This is a genomic window from Streptomyces sp. cg36, from assembly GCF_041080675.1.
Lineage (GTDB): Bacteria > Actinomycetota > Actinomycetes > Streptomycetales > Streptomycetaceae > Streptomyces.
This window is the reverse complement of sequence record NZ_CP163520.1, coordinates 58961-76853: the sequence shown is the minus strand read 5'-3', so window position 1 is coordinate 76853 and position 17893 is coordinate 58961. Positions and strand designations below refer to the sequence as shown.

The following is a 17893-nucleotide window of genomic DNA, read 5'->3' as shown; positions in this document are numbered from 1 at the left end:
AGGGACGGGGCCAGGCGCGGGCGCCGTGGCAGTGGCAGGCGCGCGGGCGCGACCGCGGTGACCGGGAGCCCACCCGCCCCGCGTTCCGCGTCGCCGTCGAGCAAGGGAGATCCTGGTGTGGGCTGCCAGCGGGTTCCTCTCGGGCATCGAATGCGCCTGATACGGGGAGGACATGCCCGCCCAGCTCCCGTCGACCGATCGGATCACGATCGAAGTCGAATGAACGGCGGCCCGGACGTCCAAGTGCTGCCCGGCGCGGAACACAAAGGGCAACGGGCGCCGACGTGAGGGTGTTGGTTCGCGTCTCGCAGGTCCCTTTGTCGTTGACGATGGCCTCTGTCCGGCCAAAGGGGCAAGACGGTGAGGCGAACTCCTGTCCCATCGCATTCCATCGGGCGGATTCTCACTGCCTCGCAGTCGCATCAGACGCGTTCTCGCGGCGCCGGGTGCCTACCGGGCGGGCGTGTGAGGTCGGCCGGAGGCAGCTTCCGGCCAGGTTGTGGTGTTGGGGTGGCGGGATCCGAGCGGGATGATTTCGCAGTGCTCTGATGGGGATACGTTCGGTTACACACGCGGTCGCTGTGCGGCCGTCTCGCCGGAGCGGTGAAGTGGGGTGCCGGGGTCTGGTGGTCGTCGAGGTCTTGCAGGGTGCCGGTGCCCGCTCCCGTTCCTTCCCTCTGGAGTGCTCCTGTGTCACCCACACCCGGTGTCTATGTCGAAGAGGTCCTCAGCGCAGGTCTCACGGTTTCGGTGAGCCTGACCGCCGTTCCGGCCCTCATCGGCGACTTCGCCGACGTTTCCGATGGTGCGGCTGTCGTGTCGAGCTGGCTCGACTACCTGGACAGGTTCCCCGCCGCGAAGGACGACGCCACGGCCCTGCCTGCGAGCGCGCTGCGCGGCTACTTCCACAACGGCGGGGGGCGCTGCTACCTGGTCTCCACCAGTGGCCGCACCCTGGACGAGGCGCTGGCGGACGTAGAGAAGTTTCCGGACGTCACCATCCTGGTTGCCCCTGGCCTGTGGGACCAGGGAGAGGAGACGGCCGGCCAGTGGGCGCAGGCGCTGACCGCGTACGCGGCCGGACACCAGGCCATGGCCGTCCTGCACGCCGGCCGCGACCACACCCCCGAGCAGGCCAAGGCCGCCGTGGACGCCTGGAACCTCGACGGGCGCTATGCGGCGGTCTACCACCCGTGGCTGCTGCCCGTCGGCGGGCAATCCACCGAGGCGGTGCCTCCCTCCCCCGTGGTGGCGGGCACTTGGTGCCGTTCGGATGCCGAACGCGGAGTGTGGAAGGCGCCGGCGAACATCACCCTGCGCGGCTACGCCCCCTTGCAGCGTGTCTCCGACACCCAGCATGAAGCGGGCCAGCCCGTGAACTTCATCCGCGAGTTCCAGGGCCGGGGCGCGGTGGTGTGGGGTGCCCGCACCATGGCTGCCGAGCACGACCGCGACTCGCGGTACATCCCCGTCCGGCGCCTCGTCAACAGCGTCGAACGCGACGTGACGGCGATGCTCAGGTTCGCCGTCTTCGAACCCAACACCGCGCCGACCTGGACACAGGCAAGGTCAGCCATCGACGCCTACCTGCACAACATCTGGCAGCAGGGCGGCCTCATGGGCAGCAGGCCGGAAGAGGCGTACTTCGTCCAGGTCGGCGAGGGCATCACGATGACCCAGGACGACATCGCGGCGGGCCACCTCATCGTCAAAATCGGCCTCGCCCCAGTGCGACCCGCCGAGTACATCATCCTGCAGTTCATCCAGGAGGTAGGCCAGGGCTGAGCCCTCGGGGGCAAGGACCAGGACTGCTCGCACACCGCGCCCGTGAGCTGCCGCCGGCCGGTAATAGGAAAGCACCGCGACGAGGCCCACGGGACACGGTCGTGAGACGAAGCTCCCCTGGCCCCGAATGAGACGGCCCGAAAACCCCCAGGTCATCAATCCGGTATGGGACATTCCGAATTGGAACCTGCAGGGGGAATACTTGCCTCGCGGCGGGGCGGGCCGTCCTCGAGGTAACTCAGGGCGTGCGGCGTCGCGGCTTCCTGATCCAGTCCCAACTGAGGGCAACGGTCACCCTGGAGACCGGTCGCGTGGCCAGAGTGGCCGTGTGGGGGATGGGTCGTTAGTTGTCGGGGGTTGCGGGTGGGCCGAGCTCGGGTGGCCATGGTGTGGTCGACGGGTTGCTCATGAGCTGGAGTTCCAGGTGGCGGAGCCAGGCGCCGGGGTCCTTCACGGTGGTGGTGAGTTCGTTGAATGCCCAGACCAGTACTCCTTGCGTGGTGTTCTTGGGGAAGATCCGGCAGAAGTCCGGCACCAGCTCGATGGCGGGGTCGTCGGGCCGCAGACGGTCGTAGGGCGGGTCCAGTTGGTAGGACACCTTGCCTGCTTGCTGCGGGGAGATGGCCAACACCGCCCGGAGCGCTGTCAGCCCGTAGAAGTCGAAGAGCTTGTCGAGGGCGTTGTGGGGCCTGTCCCAGTGGGGGTCGATCCAACGCTCCCTGTAGGCGGCGAGCATCGCGCCGTACGCGGCCGAGGCCGGGGCAAGGCGGTCCATCGCCGTCCGCGCGGCGGTGCGCGCGGTGTCCAAGGGGCCCACCAGTGCTCGGTACTGCTCGCCGAGTGACGCGCCGAGCGAGCCGCGCAGCGCTTGGTCACAGTCATGTTCGACACGTGTCAGGTCGGGCATGGCGGCCCGGGCGGCGGTGCCGACAGCCGTCTCCTCGACGAGCAGGGGCAGCAGTTTCCGGGCTGAGGAGCCGGTGACCGCTGCTTCGGCCTGGCTGAACGGCGCGATGAGGTTCAGCAACGCATCACGTACTTGGCCGAGTTCGACGGTCTTGGCGGCGCGCAGGTCGTCCAAGAGGGGCGCCCGTTCGAGGAGCGCGGCCACCGCGGCATCGTTGGCCGTGGCCAGTGCCGCGAGCGCTGCCCCGGCTTCGGTACGGGCCGCAAGGCCGTCCAGCATCGTCGTGACGGTGGTGGACGGCTGCATCATGTCGCGGTCGGTCAGGCGCGGTTCGGCGTCGCGCAGCAGGGCGAGGGCCTGGGCCGCGATGTCGGAGCGCCGCTGGACGGCCGCTTCGCGGAAGGCGTCCGCACCGGTACGAGCCAGTTGCTGTACGAGGTCTCGCCATTTCGAGCGGCGCTTGTCGGGGATGCCGGCGAGCGCCTGCGGCGGCAGCTGCACGGGCTCCCCGGCCATCCGCAGTCGGCGTTCGGTGTCGTCGATCCAGCGGTCCACCCGTTCGGTGGCGCAACGCCGTAGCTGGTCGTCGGTGGCGGATATCGGCGCGGGCATGTGGCCTCCCCGGGGAGATGTCGTCGCTGCCGGACGGCCGCTTCCCAAGAGCGGCATGGCCTCCCACCCCTGGCGGCCGTCTTCGGGGAGTGTGCCATAACGGGCTGATCGAGATCAGACAAACCCGCGGAAGCCCGGCGCGTCATCACCGGCCGAGCCCATGGTGACTTTCCGGAAGGTTGTGTTCTGGACGGTTCCGGCCGACGGACTCGACGGCATCAGTGCCGAGCCCCGGGCCCCCGCGACGTGCTGGAAGCGTGAGCTGGTGGCGGCCAGCCGTCCGGCGCCGGGACATCGTTCTTGCCGCCCGCACGTACGGCCACGTGTACCGCGACACCCGCGCCGACTTCACGGCGGGCGGGGGCCGTACCGAGCCGGCCGACTTCCTCACGATGGCGGGCCCACGGCCGGCCGCCGGCGCTGACGGCTCCTCCGGTGGACGGCCTGCCGTTCGGACATGCCACGGCTCTCGGACCAACCCTCGTCCAACGGGTACGTACTGCCGTAGTCGCTGGTCCGCTGGTGCTACAGCAGCGGCATCCGCTTGCAGGCTCGCATTTCGTCAGCGGGTGCGAGCCCTTGGGTTGTTGGCTCAATGGAGCAGCGGTTCGGCCTGGCCGTCCGCGTACCGTGCACGACTGCCTGTGCGCCTTCGGGCGGTGCGTCCTGCGGGGCGGCGACGCCTGCTCTTCCTCGGCCACGGCGCCGAGCAGCGGCGGCTGCGGGACGCGCCAAGGCCCGTGTCCTTCCCGCCCGCCGCGCCGTACGAGCCGGGCTCCCGGCCGACTGTCCGGCCGGCATCGGCCCAATCGGCCGAAAAGAGGTGCATGCTGGGCACCAACAGGGATCGAGTTCCTGTCGGGAGGTCGAAAGAGTGAACGGCGGCAAAGGGAGACGGCGCCTGGCCAGCCGCGCCTCGGCCGGCAAGGGAGCCGCGGCGCACCGGTCGGCCGGTGCCCGCAGACGGCTCGGCCGGAGCGCCGGTGAGGTCCCCCTCGACCGAATCACCACGCGCGATCGGCTCGCCTGGCTGAGCTCCGCCGGCTCCAGGATCGGCACCACTTTGGACTTGGAGCGCACCGCCCAGGAGCTGGCCGAGTTCACCGTGCCCGCCTTCGCCGACGGGGCCGCTGTCGACATCCTGGAGAGCGTCCTGCGGGGCGACGAGGGCTCACGGTGGACGGGTGCGGGCGTCCCGCTCATGCGGGCCACAGCGCTGGTCGCCATCAAGGAACTTTCCGCCCTGGAGCCCACTCCGGTGGGCGAGACCTTCGTCCGCACGGAGCAGGCGCACGAGACGCTGCTGCACCGGTACTGTCTGCGGCAGGGCAAGCCCGTGATGGTGAGCCGGATGCGGAACGACGACTTCATCAAGGTCGCGCCCACGGAGAGCGCCGCGGCGAAGATGCGTGCCGCCGGAGTGCACAGCTATCTCGCGGTGCCGCTGATCGCCCGCGGGCTGCTGCTCGGCAGCGCCGACTTCGTACGCGGCCCCGGAACACCAGCGTTCTCCTCCACCGACCTCGCACTGGCGGAACACCTGGCCTCCCAGGCCGCCGTCTACATCGACAACGCCCGGCTGTACGGGCGCGAGCGTGAGCACGTCGTCTCGTTGCAGCGCACTCTGCTGCCGCGTGCGACCCCGGTGACGCCGGGGCTGCGTGTGCAGGCCGAGTACGCGCCCTCGACGGCCCACCACGGTGTGGGCGGGGACTGGTACGACGTCATGGCCCTGCCCGGCGGACGTACGGCCCTCATGGTGGGCGACGTCATGGGCCACGGGCTGCCCGCGGCCGCGACCATGGGGCGTCTGCGGGCGGTGGCCCGCACCCTGATGACCCTGGACATGGCTCCGGAGCGCGTCCTGGCCCGGCTCGACCTCGCCACGCGTGACCTGGAGGACGAGCAGGTCGCCACATTCCTCTGTGCTGTCTTCGACCCGGCCGACTCGACCTACACGCTGGCCAGTGCCGGGCACCTGCCACCGCTGCTCCTCGACGGGCGGGGTTTCGCCGAGTTCGTGGACCTGCCCATCGGCGCGCCGCTCGGCGCGGGAGTGATTCCGTACGACCCGGTCCGCCTGAAAGTCCCGGCAGGCGGCAATCTGGTCATGTACACGGATGGTTTGGTGAAGGCCCGGCATGCGGACCTGGACGACCAGTTGGAACGCCTGCGCTCGGCGGCGCGCGGTATGGCACCCGAGGTTCTGGAAAGCGGAGGCTTGATCGAGGGCGCCCCCGCCGGCACTGCCCGTTTCGACGAGGCCGTGCTCCTCGTCGCGACGATCGCCTCCGCCGCTCCCGCCGGCCTCCGCGAGTGGCAGCTGCCGCAGGAAGGGCGTGCGGCGTCCGTCGCCCGGGGCCTGGTCACGGACCAGCTCGCCGCGTGGGATCTGACGGAGCTCGCCGACGTGTGCGAACTCGTCGTCTCCGAACTCGTCGGCAACGCCCTGCGCTACGGCAACGGGCCCGGCCGGCTCCGGCTGCTGCGCGATGAGCGACTCGTCGTGGAGGTCTCGGACACGGGCCCGGACCTGCCCCAGATCCAGCACGCGGATCTCAGCGACGAGGGCGGCCGGGGCCTCCAGCTCATCAACATGCTGTGCCGCAGATGGGGCTCCTGCCGCACCGTGACCGGCAAGGTGGTCTGGGCGGAGCAGAACCTGCCTTCGTGAGGACCGCCGCAGCCGCTGGACGGCGGGGACGCGGGGCCGCGGCACGGTTGCAGCTCTCTCAGCCGGGCACGGGTGCTGAGCTGGGGCGGATCGGGCACGAGCTGGGCTGCCCCGGACTGCCCCCGGTTCCGGCTGGTCCTGGAGGAAAGAGGAAAAGGTGCCTCTATGGTTTTCGTCAAGCCGTAGCGGGTGTGGGTGGTTGGTAGAAGGTGCCGTCGCGGAGCATCGCGAAGAGGACGTCGATGCGGCGGCGGGCGAGTGCGATGAGGGCCGGGATGTGGTGTTTTCCCTCGCGGCGTTTGCGGTCGTAGTAGGCGCGTGACTCGGGCTGGGAGAGCGAGGCGAACGCGGCGAGGTAGAAGGCCCGTTTGAGTTGTTTGTTGCCTCGCCGGGAAGGATGTTCGCCGCGGATGGACGTGCCGGAGTTCCGGGTGACGGGTGCGAGGCCGGCGTAGGCGGCGAGGTGGCCGGCTGTGGCGAAGCCGCTGGCGTCTCCGACGTCGATGAGGATGCGGGCCGCGGTCCTGATCCCGATGCCGGGCATCGAGATCAGGACCTGGGAAAGAGGGTGGGCCTCCAGGAGTTCCTCGATCCGGGCCGCGAGGAGTTTGCGCTGTTCAAGCACCGACTGGAGCGAACTGGCGAGGCTAGGGACGATCAGCGCGGCAGCGTCGGTGCCCGGGACGACGACGGTTTGTTCGTCGAGTGCAGTGAAGATGTCCTCGACCAGCCGCTCCGCCATCCGCGGCGCTTTGGGACGTATCAGGGTCACGAGGCGACGGCGTCCGGCTTTACGGATCTGGGCCGGGGAGCCGAACTGGTCCAGCAGCCTGAGCACGGCCGGGTGCTGGATCCGCGGTCCCAGGACCCGTTCCAGGGACGGGTGGATCTGTGTGAGGAGGCCGCGGAGCCGGTTCGCGATCCGGGTGGACTCGCCCGCGAGATCGTCGTCGAACCCAACAATCATCGCGAGCTCGGCAACGGTCTCGTCCGCGAGATCGATCGTCCTCAGGGTGTGGGGCATCGCTCTGGCGGCATCCGCGATGATGAACGCGTCACGAGCGTCCGTTTTCGCCTCACCGGGGTAGAGATCGGCGATCCGTCGCATCGTGAGTCCGGGCAGATAGGCGACCTGGCAGCCCGCGTCCCGGGCGACGGCCAGCGGCAGGGCCCCGATGGAAGCCGGCTGGTCGACGACCGCCAGTACCGTTCCGTGCTTGGCCTTCAGTTTGTCGAACAGCTCCTGCAGCTTTGGCTCGCTGTTGGGAAGCGGCTTGTCGAACACCTTCTTCCCCGCCTGGTTCACGGCGGCGGCGTGGTGATCGCCCTTGCCGACGTCCAGGCCCAGATAGACGTCGATGCCAGTCTCGTCCGACATGCCCTTCGCTCCCGTGCTCGCACTCTTCCCCGGCTTCACCTGCGGCATCAGCGTGCCGGCATCCACGTTACGAAGAGACTGCCCGAAGGCGCTCGTGCCTCTAATCAGCGGTCTGCCAATGCCTTCGGCACCGGCGACACCACCTTTTCGATCATCTCGACTGGGGGCTCGAGTCATACCGGGGCCGAAGGCCGGGAGCCTCATTGCGAGGCCACGAAGACGGTAACGGGGCCGGGGGATGCCGTTCATGCTGTCGGGCGCGACGGCCGGGCTGTGCTGGACATCCCTCACGACACAGTTCCCGCTCAGGGCTTGGTACGGGCGGTTGTTGGTGTTGACGGAGAAGGCTTGACGCGGTCGCTCTGCGGGAAACCGACGACGGTGCTGCGTGCCTCCTTGCCCCTGGGCACGGGGGACTGTGGGTGGTGCCGTAGTCGTTCGTCGTTCACGAAGGCGGTGCCGGTGAGGACGTCCCACGGCTTCTGCGTGTCAGTCGCCGCAATCTCGCACCTGTCCTCACCAGGCGCCTCCGGCGCGGCGACGGGTCAGCGCGCGAACTTCTCGACAGCCGCCGGGGTGACGGGGGTGAAGAAGTTGACGAGGTTGCCGTCAGGGTCGCGGAACAGCAGCGACCGGTTGCCCCAGGGCATGGTGGTGGGCTCGTTGACGAAGTCGGTGACGACGTCGGCCAGATTCTGATGGACGCGATCCACGTCGTCGACGAGGAACTCGATGATCGCGCTGTGGTTGTCCGCCGGGCGGGCGGAGCCCGGCGCGAACAGCGGGACCGTGCGGGTACTGGCGATGGCGAGGGCAGCCCCGCCGGCGGTGCGCAATTCGGCGAAGTCCTCGGTGGCCCAGGTAGCCGGCACCCCGGTGGCCCGCTCGTAGAACTCGACGAGGCGGACGACGTCGCTGGTGATGATCCGGATGGAAACGAAACGCATGAACGACTCCCTGGCTCGAATGTGTCACTTACACCGCGCAGGCTAGGACTAATAGCGGACAGAATCGGTCCTGTATCTGCCTATGCTGTACATATGCCTCGACCTGCCGGCCGCGTGCTGACCCTCCTGGAGCTGCTGCAGTCGGGCGGTACCCGCACGGCGGCCGAACTCGCCCATCGGCTTGCCGTCGAAGAGCGCACGGTGCGCCGGTACGTGGAGCAGCTGATCGACCTCGACGTGCCGGTCGAGTCGGTGCGCGGCCGCTACGGCGGGTACCGCCTGGCGCCCGGATACCGCCTGCCGCCGCTCATGCTCAGCGACGACGAGGCGCTGGCCGTGCTGCTCGGCCTGGTCGCCGGCCGCCGAACGGGCCTGACCGCGCAGCACACGGCAAGCGAGACGGCATCCGCGAAGATCCGCCGGGTCCTGCCCAAACACCTCGCCCACCGGCTCGCCACGCTCGTGGACGCTCTCGACTTCACGGATCAGCCCGGTGAGCCCGCCACCCCGGACACCGACACCCTGCTCACCCTCGCCGACGCGGTGCGCCACCGCCGACCGGTCTCCCTCCGCTACACCGACCGCGGCGGACGGCTCAGCCACCGTTCGCTGCACGCCTACGGAATCGTCGCCCACACGGGCCGGTGGTACGTCACGGGCACGGATCCCGAGATCGGCGAGGACCGTACCTTCCGGCTCGACCGCATCGCCGAGGCGAGGGCGCTGCCCGGCTCCTTCGACGAGCCCACGGGCCCGAGTCCGGCGCAGCGCGTGTTGTCGGGATTCGCCACCGCTGCCTACCGGCACGAGGTGACCCTGCGCATTCAGGGGAGCGTCGACCAGATCCGCGCCCACCTTCCGGCCGGCGTGGCGGTCCTGGAGGAGTACGAGCCCGAGGCAGAGGAGGACCGGGCTGGCGAGCGCTGGCTGCGCGTCGAGCTACGGGCGGAACGGCTCGACTGGTTGCCCGCGGTGCTGGCCGCACTGGACCGGCCCTTCGTCATCGAACGCCCCGATGAACTGCGTGACCGCGTTCTCGCGCTAGCCGAGCGCCTCATGGCCTTCGCCCGCCGAGCTGCCACGCGCTAGACGCATTTGTGGCGGGGGCTCGCCGCTACGGGCCCCGCTGCCAGGGCAGGGGGCCCGTTCTGCCCGACGGTGGCGATGGCGGCCCTCAAAGTGGTGTGCTCCGAGCCTGCTGCATACAGCCGCTGGAACGCTTCCCGGACCTGGGCGGCGGTGACGGCAATGGCATCGTCGCACGGACAGAGCCGGGCCGCGTCCAGTACGGCGGTCCACGACGTCCGTCCCCGCTCCAAGGCGGCCACAAAGAAGTAGGGCCACCCGGGAATCATCTGGGCCGAGCCCCTGCCACGGCCGTACGTGTGACAGAACAACTGGTCCGGGCTGGTTTTTGCGTCCGGCCGCCGTCAGTTGCTCCCATCGCGTGCCGACACCCCGGGCCGGGTAGGCCAGTTGCGGCGGATCCGGCGGCCTCACCCTGGTGCGCAGACCGGGGACGGTGAACGCCGAGAAGTGAACGCCTGGCACATGCTGGCTGGAGCAGTGCACACGACTGCCCTCACGTGCCTCGGGGTCTCGGGTCCCAGAGGCCGTCGGCTTCGCCGCGGGCGAGGTGGTCGGCGTAGACGCCGACTTTCCAGGCGATGACGGACCGGCACTCCTCCAGCGCCTGGATCTGTGCGTCGACGCGCTGTCGGTGGCCGTCGAGCAGGCGCAGGCGTTCCGCCTCGTTGCCCGGTCCGTGGCGGACGAGTTCGGCGAAGTACTTGAGGTCGGCGAGCGGCATACCGGACTCGCAGAGCTTGACGCAGATCAGCAGCCACTCGACATCGAGCGAGGTGTAGCGACGCCGACCGCCCGATGTGCGCTGGACCGGTCCGACGAGCAGGCCCTCGCGCTCGTAGAAGCGCAGGGCGTGCACGCTCAGTCCGGTCCGCTCGGCCACCTCGCCGATGCCCAGCGACTGCACGGAAGCCCCGGTGCTCGTCATGCCGCACACTCCTGCACTTGATCTAGACCTCGCTCTAGATCGTAGCGTCAGCGGCATGACCCTTACTGAACAGCAGCCGCTCGGCTCTCCCTTCTCCACCGCCACCACCTGCGAGGACGTCATGGCCGACCAGGACCTTTCGGGCAGGACCGCCGTGGTGACCGGGGGCTACTCCGGGCTCGGTCTGGAGACGACCAGGGCGCTGACGGCCGCCGGAGCCCGGGTCATCGTGCCCGCCCGGCGTCCCGGCCTCGCCCGTGCCGCTCTCAAGGAGATGAGCCACTGTGAGGTCATCCCCACGGACCTCGCCGACCTCGGCAGCGTGCGCACGGCCGCCGCGCACATCCGTGATCGTCTCGACCGGCTCGACCTGCTGATGGCCGTCGCCGGAGTCATGGCCACCCCGGAGCGGCGCGTCGGACCCGGCTGGGAGGGCCAGCTCACCACCAACCACTTCGGACACTTCACGCTCGTGAGTGAGCTCTACCCGCTGCTGGCCGCCGCGGACGGCGCGCGCGTCGTGGCCAACAGCTCCGCCGGACACACCCTCACTGGCATCCGCTGGCACGATCCGCACTTTCACACCGGCTACGACAAGTGGCTGGCCTACGGCCAGGCCAAGACCGCCAACTCCCTGTTCGCGGTACATCTCGACACGCTCGGGCGAGGCGACGGGGTACGCGCGTTCGCTCTCCACCCGGGCAAGATCATCACCGGGCTCCAGCGGGAGATGACGCTGCAGGCGCAGATCGACCGCGGTTGGCTGGACGGACACGGCAACGTCGTCGGCGACGGGTTCAAGACCCCCTCCCAGGGAGCGGCCACCGGCCTGTGGGCCGCCACGTCCCCGCTCCTCGACGGCCGCGGCGGCCTCTACCTGGAGGACTGCGACGTCGCCCGCGTATCCGCCCCCGGCACCCCCATGGACGACGGCGGCGTCCGCGCCTACGCCGTCGCCCCCGAGGCGGCAGCCCGCCTGTGGGACCTGTCGCTCGCCGCGACCGGCGCCACGCCGATCACGCGATGAACCCGAGCTCCGAGCACACGCCCTGCCTGCTGTCGCGTGCGACAGCGCCGCCGACGTCGGCTGTCGAGACGGCCGCGTGTTTCCGGACGACGCAGGGCTTGGCCGCGTTGCTCGCGGTGAGTACGGGGGCGGGGCGTGCTGCCAAGGGGCCGATTCCCGTGGGGCACCAGGGGCCGCGCGCGATGGCTGCCCGAGCGACGAGAGGTTCTGTCACGTCACGCCCGCCACTGACCGGCCCGTCGCTCGCCAGGCATCCGGGGAACAGCACCGCGACGTTGCCTCCGGCCCCGCCGCTTCCCGTCCCCGTCGGCAACGGCCCGGCGGACCTTGCCCCCGAGGGCGCCGAGCCGGAGAACCTGTCCTACGGTTGTGAGAGCAGCTTCCCCGACGGCGAGGCTGTCCTCGCAGCCGCGAGGGCCAGTGGCCAGGGCCGGCCGGACCTGATCGAGCGGCGGGCGTCCGCGTTGGGTGCCGTGACCCTCCGTCCGAACAGGATTTCGCCGGGCCCAGGGCGTGCGTCTGCGAGGCTGGTGTCCAAGCCGCCCCGGGGCGCCGTGTGCATCTGGGCGCGAGGTGCTTGCCGGACTCGATCCATCCGGAGTGATGCCATGGAACTCGACCGCCTGCTCCCCACCTACGACCTGCGCTCCCGGTTCACCCGGCGTGTCGCGGCGGACCCGGCGACTGTGTGGCGGGCGCTGAGCGAGGTCACCGTGCGGGAACTGCCCGTCTACCGGACGCTGATAGGGCTGCGCCTGGGTGGCCGGGGCGGGGTCGAGGGGACGTTTCTCGACAGTTTCCCCGCACCCACCTTGGTCACCGTGGACGGCGAGGAACTGGTGAAGGGCATGGTCGCCCGGTTCTGGCAGATCCGTCCCCAGACCGCCCCGGTCGCCCCGGGCAACGCGGAGGCTTTCAGCGTGTTCGACGAGCCGGGCTGGGCCAAAGCGGCCCTGAGCCTGCGCGTCGCGCCCGACACCGGCGGCTCCCTGCTGTCGTTCGAGACCCGGGTGCACTCCACCGACGCCCGCGCCCGACGCGCCTTCCGGGCCTACTGGCTGTTCATCCAGCTGGGTGGGGCGGCATACATCAGGATCGAGGTACTGCGCGCGGTGGCCCGTCGCGCCGAACACGCCACCGCGTCAGGCCGCCCGTAGATGCACGGGTCGCGCTGGCCGGCCTGTCCGGCCTCCAGGACGGGGTTGATCCACGGCCTTCCGGTGGGTCTGGCCAGCGGGGTGCCGGGCGGGGGCGTGGGTGATCACCTGATCCGGGCGGTCGAGCGGTGGGGGGCTGAGCGCGGTGCCACGACGCTGCGGTTGTCCGTCATGCCGGACAACCGCAAGGCGACCGCGCTCTACGAGCGGCACGGTTTCACGGACACGGGTGAGCCCGGCGATCTCCTGCCCGATGGCGGCGGCAGGGAACGGGGCATGGCGAAGAGCCTGGCCACTGTCTGATCCCCACACATCGGGGCACGACGGGATTCCTCCCCGGCGGTGCCGACGGTACGGCCGAAGGATCCGAACCCGTACCGCGAATCAGGCGGCGACGAGCTCCCGCTCGCGGTCCGGCGTCTTGACCATGGGCTTCTTGTTCGGCAGCGAGAGCCGGAAGACCTTGTGCCACGCCGAGAACACCTGCTTGGGCAGCGGCCCGGTGACGTACTCCAGCTCGTACTTTTCGAACAGGGCGCGCACCTTCACCGCGACCTCGGCGTAGCGGTTGCTCGGCAGATCCGGGAACAGGTGGTGCTCGATCTGGTGCGAGAGATTGCCGGTCATGAAGTGCATGGCCTTGCCGCCGCTGATGTTCGCCGAGCCCATCATCTGGCGCAGGTACCACTGGCCGCGTGTCTCGCCCTTGATCGACCGGCGCTCGAAGACCTGCACACCCTCGGGGAAGTGCCCGCACATGATCACCGAGTGGGACCAGATGTTGCGGACCAGGTTGGCGGTGAACGTGGCGGCGAGCGTGTGGAGGAACGACGGGCCCGACAGCAGCGGGTGGATCACGTAGTCCTTCAGCACCTGCTTGCGGATCTTGCGGCCCACGGCCTTGGCTCGCGCGCGGAACTCGGGGTTCTTGCGGCCGTGCCTGTCCAGGTTCTTGCCGAGTTCGAGGTCGTACGCCGCGATGCCGTACTCGAAGAAGCAGGCGTTGATGAAGTTCCACAGGGGCTGGCCGAGGTGGATCGGGTGCCACTTCTGGTCCTCGTCGACGCGCATGATGCCGTAGCCGAGGTCGTTGTCCTTGCCGATCACGTTGGTGTACGTGTGGTGCAGCTCGTTGTGCGAGTGCTTCCACTGGTCGGAGGGGGAGACGTGATCCCACTCCCACGTCGTGGAGTGGATCTTCGGGTCCCGCATCCAGTCCCACTGGCCGTGCAGGACGTTGTGTCCGATCTCCATGTTGTCCATGATCTTCGCCACGGACAGTCCCGCGGTGCCGAGCAGCCACGCGGGTGGGAAGATCGAGAACAGCAGCACGCCCCGGCTGACCAGCTCCAGCTTGCGCTGCCCCGAGATGACCTTACGGATGTAGGCGGCGTCCTTCTCGCCGCGTGCGGCGATCACCTCGTCGCGGATCGCGTCCAGTTCGCGGCCGAGCTCCTCGATCTGCTCCGCGGTCAGGTGGGCGGTGGGGTCGATGGCGGTCAAGGTGCTCCTACCGTTCGATGTCGCAGGGGCCCGCCGCGGCGGACACGCAGGTCTGGATGAGGACGCCCGGCTCGGCCTCGGTGATCTCTCCGGTGCGCAGATCGCGGACGGCGCCCGCCTTGAGCGGCGAGACGCAGCCGAAGCAGATGCCCATGCGGCACCCGGAGGGCATGAGCACGCCGGCCTCCTCGCCGATGTCCAGCAATGGCGTGGCGCCGTCCGCGTCGACGGTCTTGCCGGTGGTGCTGAACGTGACCTCGCCGCCGTCGCCGGCGACGACGATGCTGGGGCGGAAGCGTTCGGTGTGCAGGCGCTCTGGGACACCGTGCTCGCTCCAGTGCTTCTCCGCGGCGTCGAGCAGGCCCGCGGGCCCGCACGCCCAGGTCTCGCGCTCGGTCCAGTCGGGCACGAGTTCGTCGAGGCGTGCGAGGTCGAGCATGCCGTCCGTGTCGGTGTGCAGCTCGGTCAGGCGCAGCTTCTTGCCCGCGACCAGGTCGTGCAGTTCGTTGCGGAAGATCACGTCGTGCGGCTGCGGTGCGGAGTGGACCATGACGGCGTCGTCGAATTCGGTGTCGCGCAGCATGCCCATCACGGGCGTGATGCCGCTGCCGGCCGTCAGGTAGAGCACCTTGGCGGGCTTGGCCTGCGGCAGCACGAAGTCACCGGTCGCCTGGTCGAGCTGGATCAGTGTGCCGGGCTTTACCCGGCGAACGAGGTGGTTGCTGACTTTGCCGTCCGGGATCGCCTTCACGGTGATCGTGACGCGGCCGTCCTGGCGCTTTGCCGGCGAAGTGAGCGAGTACGCACGCCACAGGCGCACCCCGTCGACGTCGACCCCGATCCGCACGTACTGACCGGCCGTGTGGCCGCGCCAGCCCCGTCCCGGCCTGATCACGATGGTCGCGGCGTCACCCGTCTCAGGGTGGACGGCCTCGATGCGCCCCCGCAGGTCAGCACCCGCCCGCAGCGGGCTGACCAGGTCGAGGTAGTCCGACGGCAGCAGCGGCGTCGTGACCATCTCCAGCAGTTTCCACGCCCTGCTGCGGAGGGCTGCACTCGTCATGGCTTCAGCTTGCTGCGCCTTGAGGCGTAAAGTCCTGACCGTAGGACGTGAATCTGGGCAGCAGAATTGTTCGCAGGGAATAAAGCGTGAGCCATGCAATGCGGAGGGTCAGCGAACTGGCCCTGGATGAGAGGACGGTCACCGCGCTGCGTGGTGCGCTGACGTCCACCGCCGACGAGGTCGTCCAGGCGATCATCGACGAGGTCCCTCCCTACGCCAACGCCCTGTCGGGCCGCATGGGCGCCACCATCCGCCGGGCCGTCCGCACCGCCTTGGGGCACTACCTGGACCTCGCGAGCGGGAACGCCACCGGCGGCGACGCCAGTGACGCAGCCTACGAGCTGGGGCGCGGCGAGGTGCGCGACGGCCGTTCGATGGACGCCCTGCTCAGCGCCTACCGCGTCGGCGCCCGCGTGGCCTGGCGATGCCTGGCAGCGGGTGCCGTGCCCGCAGGTCTGCCCGCCGCCGAGGTCGCCAAGTTCGCCGAGCTGACCTTCGCCTACATCGACGAGCTCTCCGCCGCGAGCGCCGCCGGCCACGCCGACGAACTGGCCGCCCGGGGCAGGGCCCACGAGCGCCACCTCGAACACCTGGCCCGTGACCTCCTCGCGGGCGCCAGCCCGGATGTGCTGCTGGCCTCCGCTCAACGGGCCGCATGGCAGCCTCCGCGTTCACTGACCGCAGTCCTGCTGCCCGCCGCCCAGGCCCGGCCCGCCTACCGCGAGCTCGACCCGAGCACCCTCGTACTCGACGATCTCCCGGACGCCACCGGTGTGCTGCTCGTCCCCGACGCCGACCGGTCACATCTCTTGCGGCAGCTGGCCGACCGCGCCGCCGTGGTCGGCCCGGCCCGACCGTGGGCTCGTGCGTCCGCCTCGTACGCCCGAGCCGTACGCGCGCGCTCCCTATCCCGCGACATTCGCGACACCGAGGACCACCTGCCCGAGCTGGTCCTGAGCGCCGACGCGGACGCGTTCGCCAACCTTCGTGCCCGAGCCCTCGCACCGTTGCGGACTTTGCCTGCCGCGACCGCACGGCGGCTGGAGGAGACGTTGCGGGAGTGGCTGCTGCACCAGGGCAGGCGGGACGAGGTGGCGGCGGCGCTGTTCGTCCATCCCCAGACGGTCCGGTACCGGATGTCGCAACTGCGGGAGCTGTTTCCGGATCTCGCCTCTCCACAGCGGATCCTCGAACTGACGCTGGCGGTCGGCCTTCGGGCCGGTTGACACGTACTTCACCCGTCCACGACCGCGTCCGCGAGCAGTCCAGGAATCGTGCCCCGTTCCCGGTGCCGCCAGATGGCTCGTACAACCCGGGGAGGAGCCTTCGAGCACCTGGTCGGTGAGCTTGGGCCGCCGTGCCCTGGAGAACGGCTTTCACGCCGTCGTGGAGGGCGCCGTCCTGGCAGGAGCTGACGGCAGGCGGGCGGGTGGGCTCGCAGCCGGGTGACCGGCGGGGTGTTCGGGCCGAGTCACCAGGGGGGCGGTCGGGCCTCGCGCCGGGGATCACTGTGGTTCTGCGACGGCGCCGTGCTTCCTTGCGGCAAATCGACCGGACGGCCGCCCGGGTCGGCCTGGCCCACCGCGCGAGGGATGATGGGGAGGGAACGACAAGACGTGAGGCCAGGAGTGTCGATGACGAAGCGGGTTCACCGACCCCGTGAGGACGCCGAGTTCAGTTTCATCCTCGGGATGAGCACAGTACCCGTCCTCGCCTACTTCACCGGGACATGGCCCAAGGCGATCGAGCCCTGCCGGTTGATGGACCTCGTCGTGGGCGGCATCGCCGAGGAGTACATGGGTCGCCTGACGGTCGTCCGCGCCGACATCACCCGTTGTCCGGCCGCGACCGAGCGCTACGGAATCACCGGAGCCCCGTCCTACGTCCTGCTGAAGGAGGGCGAGGTGGTGGCGCAGGCCGCGGGGCCCGTGACCACCGCCGAGGCACGGGAGTTCCTGGACAGCCACCTCTGAGCGGCGGTTGCGACATGTCGCCGCCACGAGGCGGGCTTCGGCGTCGATGATGGCCTGCACGCACGGCGAGTACCGAAGCAGTTCCTCGACGAGGCGCCGACGGCGCGGTCCCGGACCGGGATCACGACCGGTCCGTATCCGCGACGGGCCGTGTAGTGCTGTGGCCGGGATGGCCGACCGGGGCGGGAGGCGGCGGGTGGGACGAGCGTACGCGCAGCGGCTGGTGCTACTGGGGTATGCAGGAAGAGACGGCACGCTCCGCGATCGACACGTTCATCTCCGCGTTCAACGCCTCGGACGACAGCTCTGTGACTGCCCTGCTGTCCCAGGCCCTGACCTCAGATGTGGTGTTCTGGGGGCCGTTGGGTCGCAGTGAAGGCATCGAGGCGGTCGAGCGGTTCGTCCTGGACATCCGGCGCCACCCGGCGGGGACGGGCACGATGGTGCGCTGCTCAGTGGTGGACATGCCTGATGAGTGGGCCCGCTACCAGTGGGTCTTCACGACGCCGGGTAGAGGCCCCCGTCTGGCGGGAACGGACGTCGTCCATCTGCGGCGGAGCCTCATCGACCAGGTCATCGTCTTCGCGGGGAGATCGGGCCGCCCGCCTCCTGAGTCGTACCTCTGCCGCGCGGGCGCGTTCGTTGCGTTGGGCAGCAGGTACGTGGGGTTCACGTTCCGGCTCGCTCTCGGGCTCACGCGCGGGCCCTCCCCGTGTGAAAGTGCCTCCTTCACCGTGGTCCACGGCGCGGCCCATGCCTGGGTTCGCAGCGGGAAGGACGGAAACAGTCCCGGGGCTCGTGTGCAGGCATCGGCGCAGCGCGGTCCGGCCGCCGAACGGATGCGGCTCCTCTT

At 69.9% G+C, this 17893-nt stretch carries 14 protein-coding genes and 2 pseudogenes; 9 read left to right on the top strand and 7 right to left on the bottom strand.

All coding sequences use genetic code 11. The features are described 5' to 3' along the window. Positions 1-690: 690 nt before the first annotated feature. Positions 691-1785, top strand: a complete 1095-nt coding sequence (locus AB5J87_RS00360) for a phage tail sheath family protein (protein ID WP_369372580.1) — start codon at positions 691-693, stop codon at positions 1783-1785. A 343-nt stretch (positions 1786-2128) separates the two neighbouring features. Here the strand turns inward: AB5J87_RS00360 and AB5J87_RS00355 are convergent, their stop codons facing one another. After that, positions 2129-3304: a hypothetical protein gene (locus tag AB5J87_RS00355; protein WP_369372578.1), complete on the bottom strand. Its 1176-nt coding sequence runs from the start codon at positions 3302-3304 to the stop codon at positions 2129-2131. A gap of 874 nt (positions 3305-4178) precedes the next feature. On the opposite strand from AB5J87_RS00355, the gene AB5J87_RS00350 reads away from it, so the two are divergent. Then, the gene (locus AB5J87_RS00350) at positions 4179-5978 is read left to right on the top strand and encodes a SpoIIE family protein phosphatase (RefSeq protein WP_369372576.1); all 1800 of its coding nucleotides are present in this window, start codon (positions 4179-4181) and stop codon (positions 5976-5978) included. A gap of 175 nt (positions 5979-6153) precedes the next feature. Here the strand turns inward: AB5J87_RS00350 and AB5J87_RS00345 are convergent, their stop codons facing one another. Then, on the bottom strand, positions 6154-7356 hold the full coding sequence (locus AB5J87_RS00345; protein ID WP_369383314.1) for an IS110 family transposase: 1203 nt from the start codon (positions 7354-7356) through the stop codon (positions 6154-6156). 545 nt (positions 7357-7901) lie between these two features. Then, positions 7902-8303 (bottom strand): VOC family protein, encoded by a 402-nt coding sequence (locus tag AB5J87_RS00340; RefSeq protein WP_369372574.1) that lies wholly within the window; start codon positions 8301-8303, stop codon positions 7902-7904. A gap of 93 nt (positions 8304-8396) precedes the next feature. Here AB5J87_RS00340 and AB5J87_RS00335 point away from each other — a divergent pair, with 93 nt between their 5' ends. Further along, a complete protein-coding gene (locus AB5J87_RS00335) occupies positions 8397-9392 on the top strand; it encodes a helix-turn-helix transcriptional regulator (RefSeq protein WP_369372572.1) in 996 nt (331 codons plus the stop codon). A gap of 104 nt (positions 9393-9496) precedes the next feature. Here the strand turns inward: AB5J87_RS00335 and AB5J87_RS00330 are convergent. Together AB5J87_RS00330 and AB5J87_RS00325 are read right to left on the bottom strand one after the other, a co-directional pair. After that, positions 9497-9730 (bottom strand): annotated as a pseudogene (locus AB5J87_RS00330) (transposase); the annotation flags it as partial. Positions 9731-9885: 155 nt separating this feature from the next. Further along, positions 9886-10317: a MerR family transcriptional regulator gene (locus AB5J87_RS00325; protein WP_369372570.1), complete on the bottom strand. Its 432-nt coding sequence runs from the start codon at positions 10315-10317 to the stop codon at positions 9886-9888. A 55-nt stretch (positions 10318-10372) separates the two neighbouring features. Here AB5J87_RS00325 and AB5J87_RS00320 point away from each other — a divergent pair, with 55 nt between their 5' ends. The 3 genes from AB5J87_RS00320 to AB5J87_RS00310 all read left to right on the top strand — a co-directional run bounded on the left by AB5J87_RS00320 (position 10373) and on the right by AB5J87_RS00310 (position 12804). Next, positions 10373-11344 carry an oxidoreductase gene (locus tag AB5J87_RS00320; RefSeq protein ID WP_369372568.1) on the top strand — a complete coding sequence of 324 codons (972 nt, stop codon included), beginning with the start codon at positions 10373-10375 and terminating at the stop codon, positions 11342-11344. Between the two features lie 608 nt (positions 11345-11952). Continuing rightward, positions 11953-12501, top strand: coding sequence for a hypothetical protein (locus AB5J87_RS00315; RefSeq protein WP_369372566.1), 549 nt, complete (start codon positions 11953-11955; stop codon positions 12499-12501). Continuing rightward, positions 12502-12804: a GNAT family N-acetyltransferase gene (locus AB5J87_RS00310; RefSeq protein ID WP_369372564.1), complete on the top strand. Its 303-nt coding sequence runs from the start codon at positions 12502-12504 to the stop codon at positions 12802-12804. An 81-nt stretch (positions 12805-12885) separates the two neighbouring features. Here AB5J87_RS00310 and AB5J87_RS00305 read toward each other — a convergent pair whose 3' ends face one another. Continuing rightward, positions 12886-14004, bottom strand: coding sequence for a fatty acid desaturase (locus AB5J87_RS00305; RefSeq protein WP_369372562.1), 1119 nt, complete (start codon positions 14002-14004; stop codon positions 12886-12888). Between the two features lie 7 nt (positions 14005-14011). Then, on the bottom strand, positions 14012-15067 hold the full coding sequence (locus tag AB5J87_RS00300; protein WP_369372560.1) for a ferredoxin reductase: 1056 nt from the start codon (positions 15065-15067) through the stop codon (positions 14012-14014). Positions 15068-15153: 86 nt separating this feature from the next. Here AB5J87_RS00300 and AB5J87_RS00295 point away from each other — a divergent pair, with 86 nt between their 5' ends. The 3 genes and pseudogenes from AB5J87_RS00295 to AB5J87_RS00285 form a co-directional block, all read left to right on the top strand. Continuing rightward, positions 15154-16293: a helix-turn-helix domain-containing protein gene (locus AB5J87_RS00295; protein ID WP_369372558.1), complete on the top strand. Its 1140-nt coding sequence runs from the start codon at positions 15154-15156 to the stop codon at positions 16291-16293. 408 nt (positions 16294-16701) lie between these two features. Then, the gene (locus AB5J87_RS00290) at positions 16702-17040 is read left to right on the top strand and encodes a thioredoxin family protein (protein WP_369372556.1); all 339 of its coding nucleotides are present in this window, start codon (positions 16702-16704) and stop codon (positions 17038-17040) included. A 236-nt stretch (positions 17041-17276) separates the two neighbouring features. Next, positions 17277-17630: pseudogene (locus tag AB5J87_RS00285) on the top strand (nuclear transport factor 2 family protein); the annotation flags it as partial. Positions 17631-17893: the final 263 nt, after the last annotated feature.

Bases quoted from the DNA above. Each gene is read 5' to 3' on its own strand.
- AB5J87_RS00355 (WP_369372578.1), bottom strand. From the start codon at position 3,304: ATGCCCGCGCCGATATCCGCCACCGACGACCAGCTACGGCGTTGCGCC.
- AB5J87_RS00345 (WP_369383314.1), bottom strand. From the start codon at position 7,356: ATGTCGGACGAGACTGGCATCGACGTCTATCTGGGCCTGGACGTCGGC.
- AB5J87_RS00340 (WP_369372574.1), bottom strand. From the start codon at position 8,303: ATGCGTTTCGTTTCCATCCGGATCATCACCAGCGACGTCGTCCGCCTC.
- AB5J87_RS00335 (WP_369372572.1), top strand. From the start codon at position 8,397: ATGCCTCGACCTGCCGGCCGCGTGCTGACCCTCCTGGAGCTGCTGCAG.
- AB5J87_RS00325 (WP_369372570.1), bottom strand. From the start codon at position 10,317: ATGACGAGCACCGGGGCTTCCGTGCAGTCGCTGGGCATCGGCGAGGTG.
- AB5J87_RS00320 (WP_369372568.1), top strand. From the start codon at position 10,373: ATGACCCTTACTGAACAGCAGCCGCTCGGCTCTCCCTTCTCCACCGCC.
- AB5J87_RS00315 (WP_369372566.1), top strand. From the start codon at position 11,953: ATGGAACTCGACCGCCTGCTCCCCACCTACGACCTGCGCTCCCGGTTC.
- AB5J87_RS00310 (WP_369372564.1), top strand. From the start codon at position 12,502: ATGCACGGGTCGCGCTGGCCGGCCTGTCCGGCCTCCAGGACGGGGTTG.
- AB5J87_RS00300 (WP_369372560.1), bottom strand. From the start codon at position 15,067: ATGACGAGTGCAGCCCTCCGCAGCAGGGCGTGGAAACTGCTGGAGATG.
- AB5J87_RS00290 (WP_369372556.1), top strand. From the start codon at position 16,702: ATGACGAAGCGGGTTCACCGACCCCGTGAGGACGCCGAGTTCAGTTTC.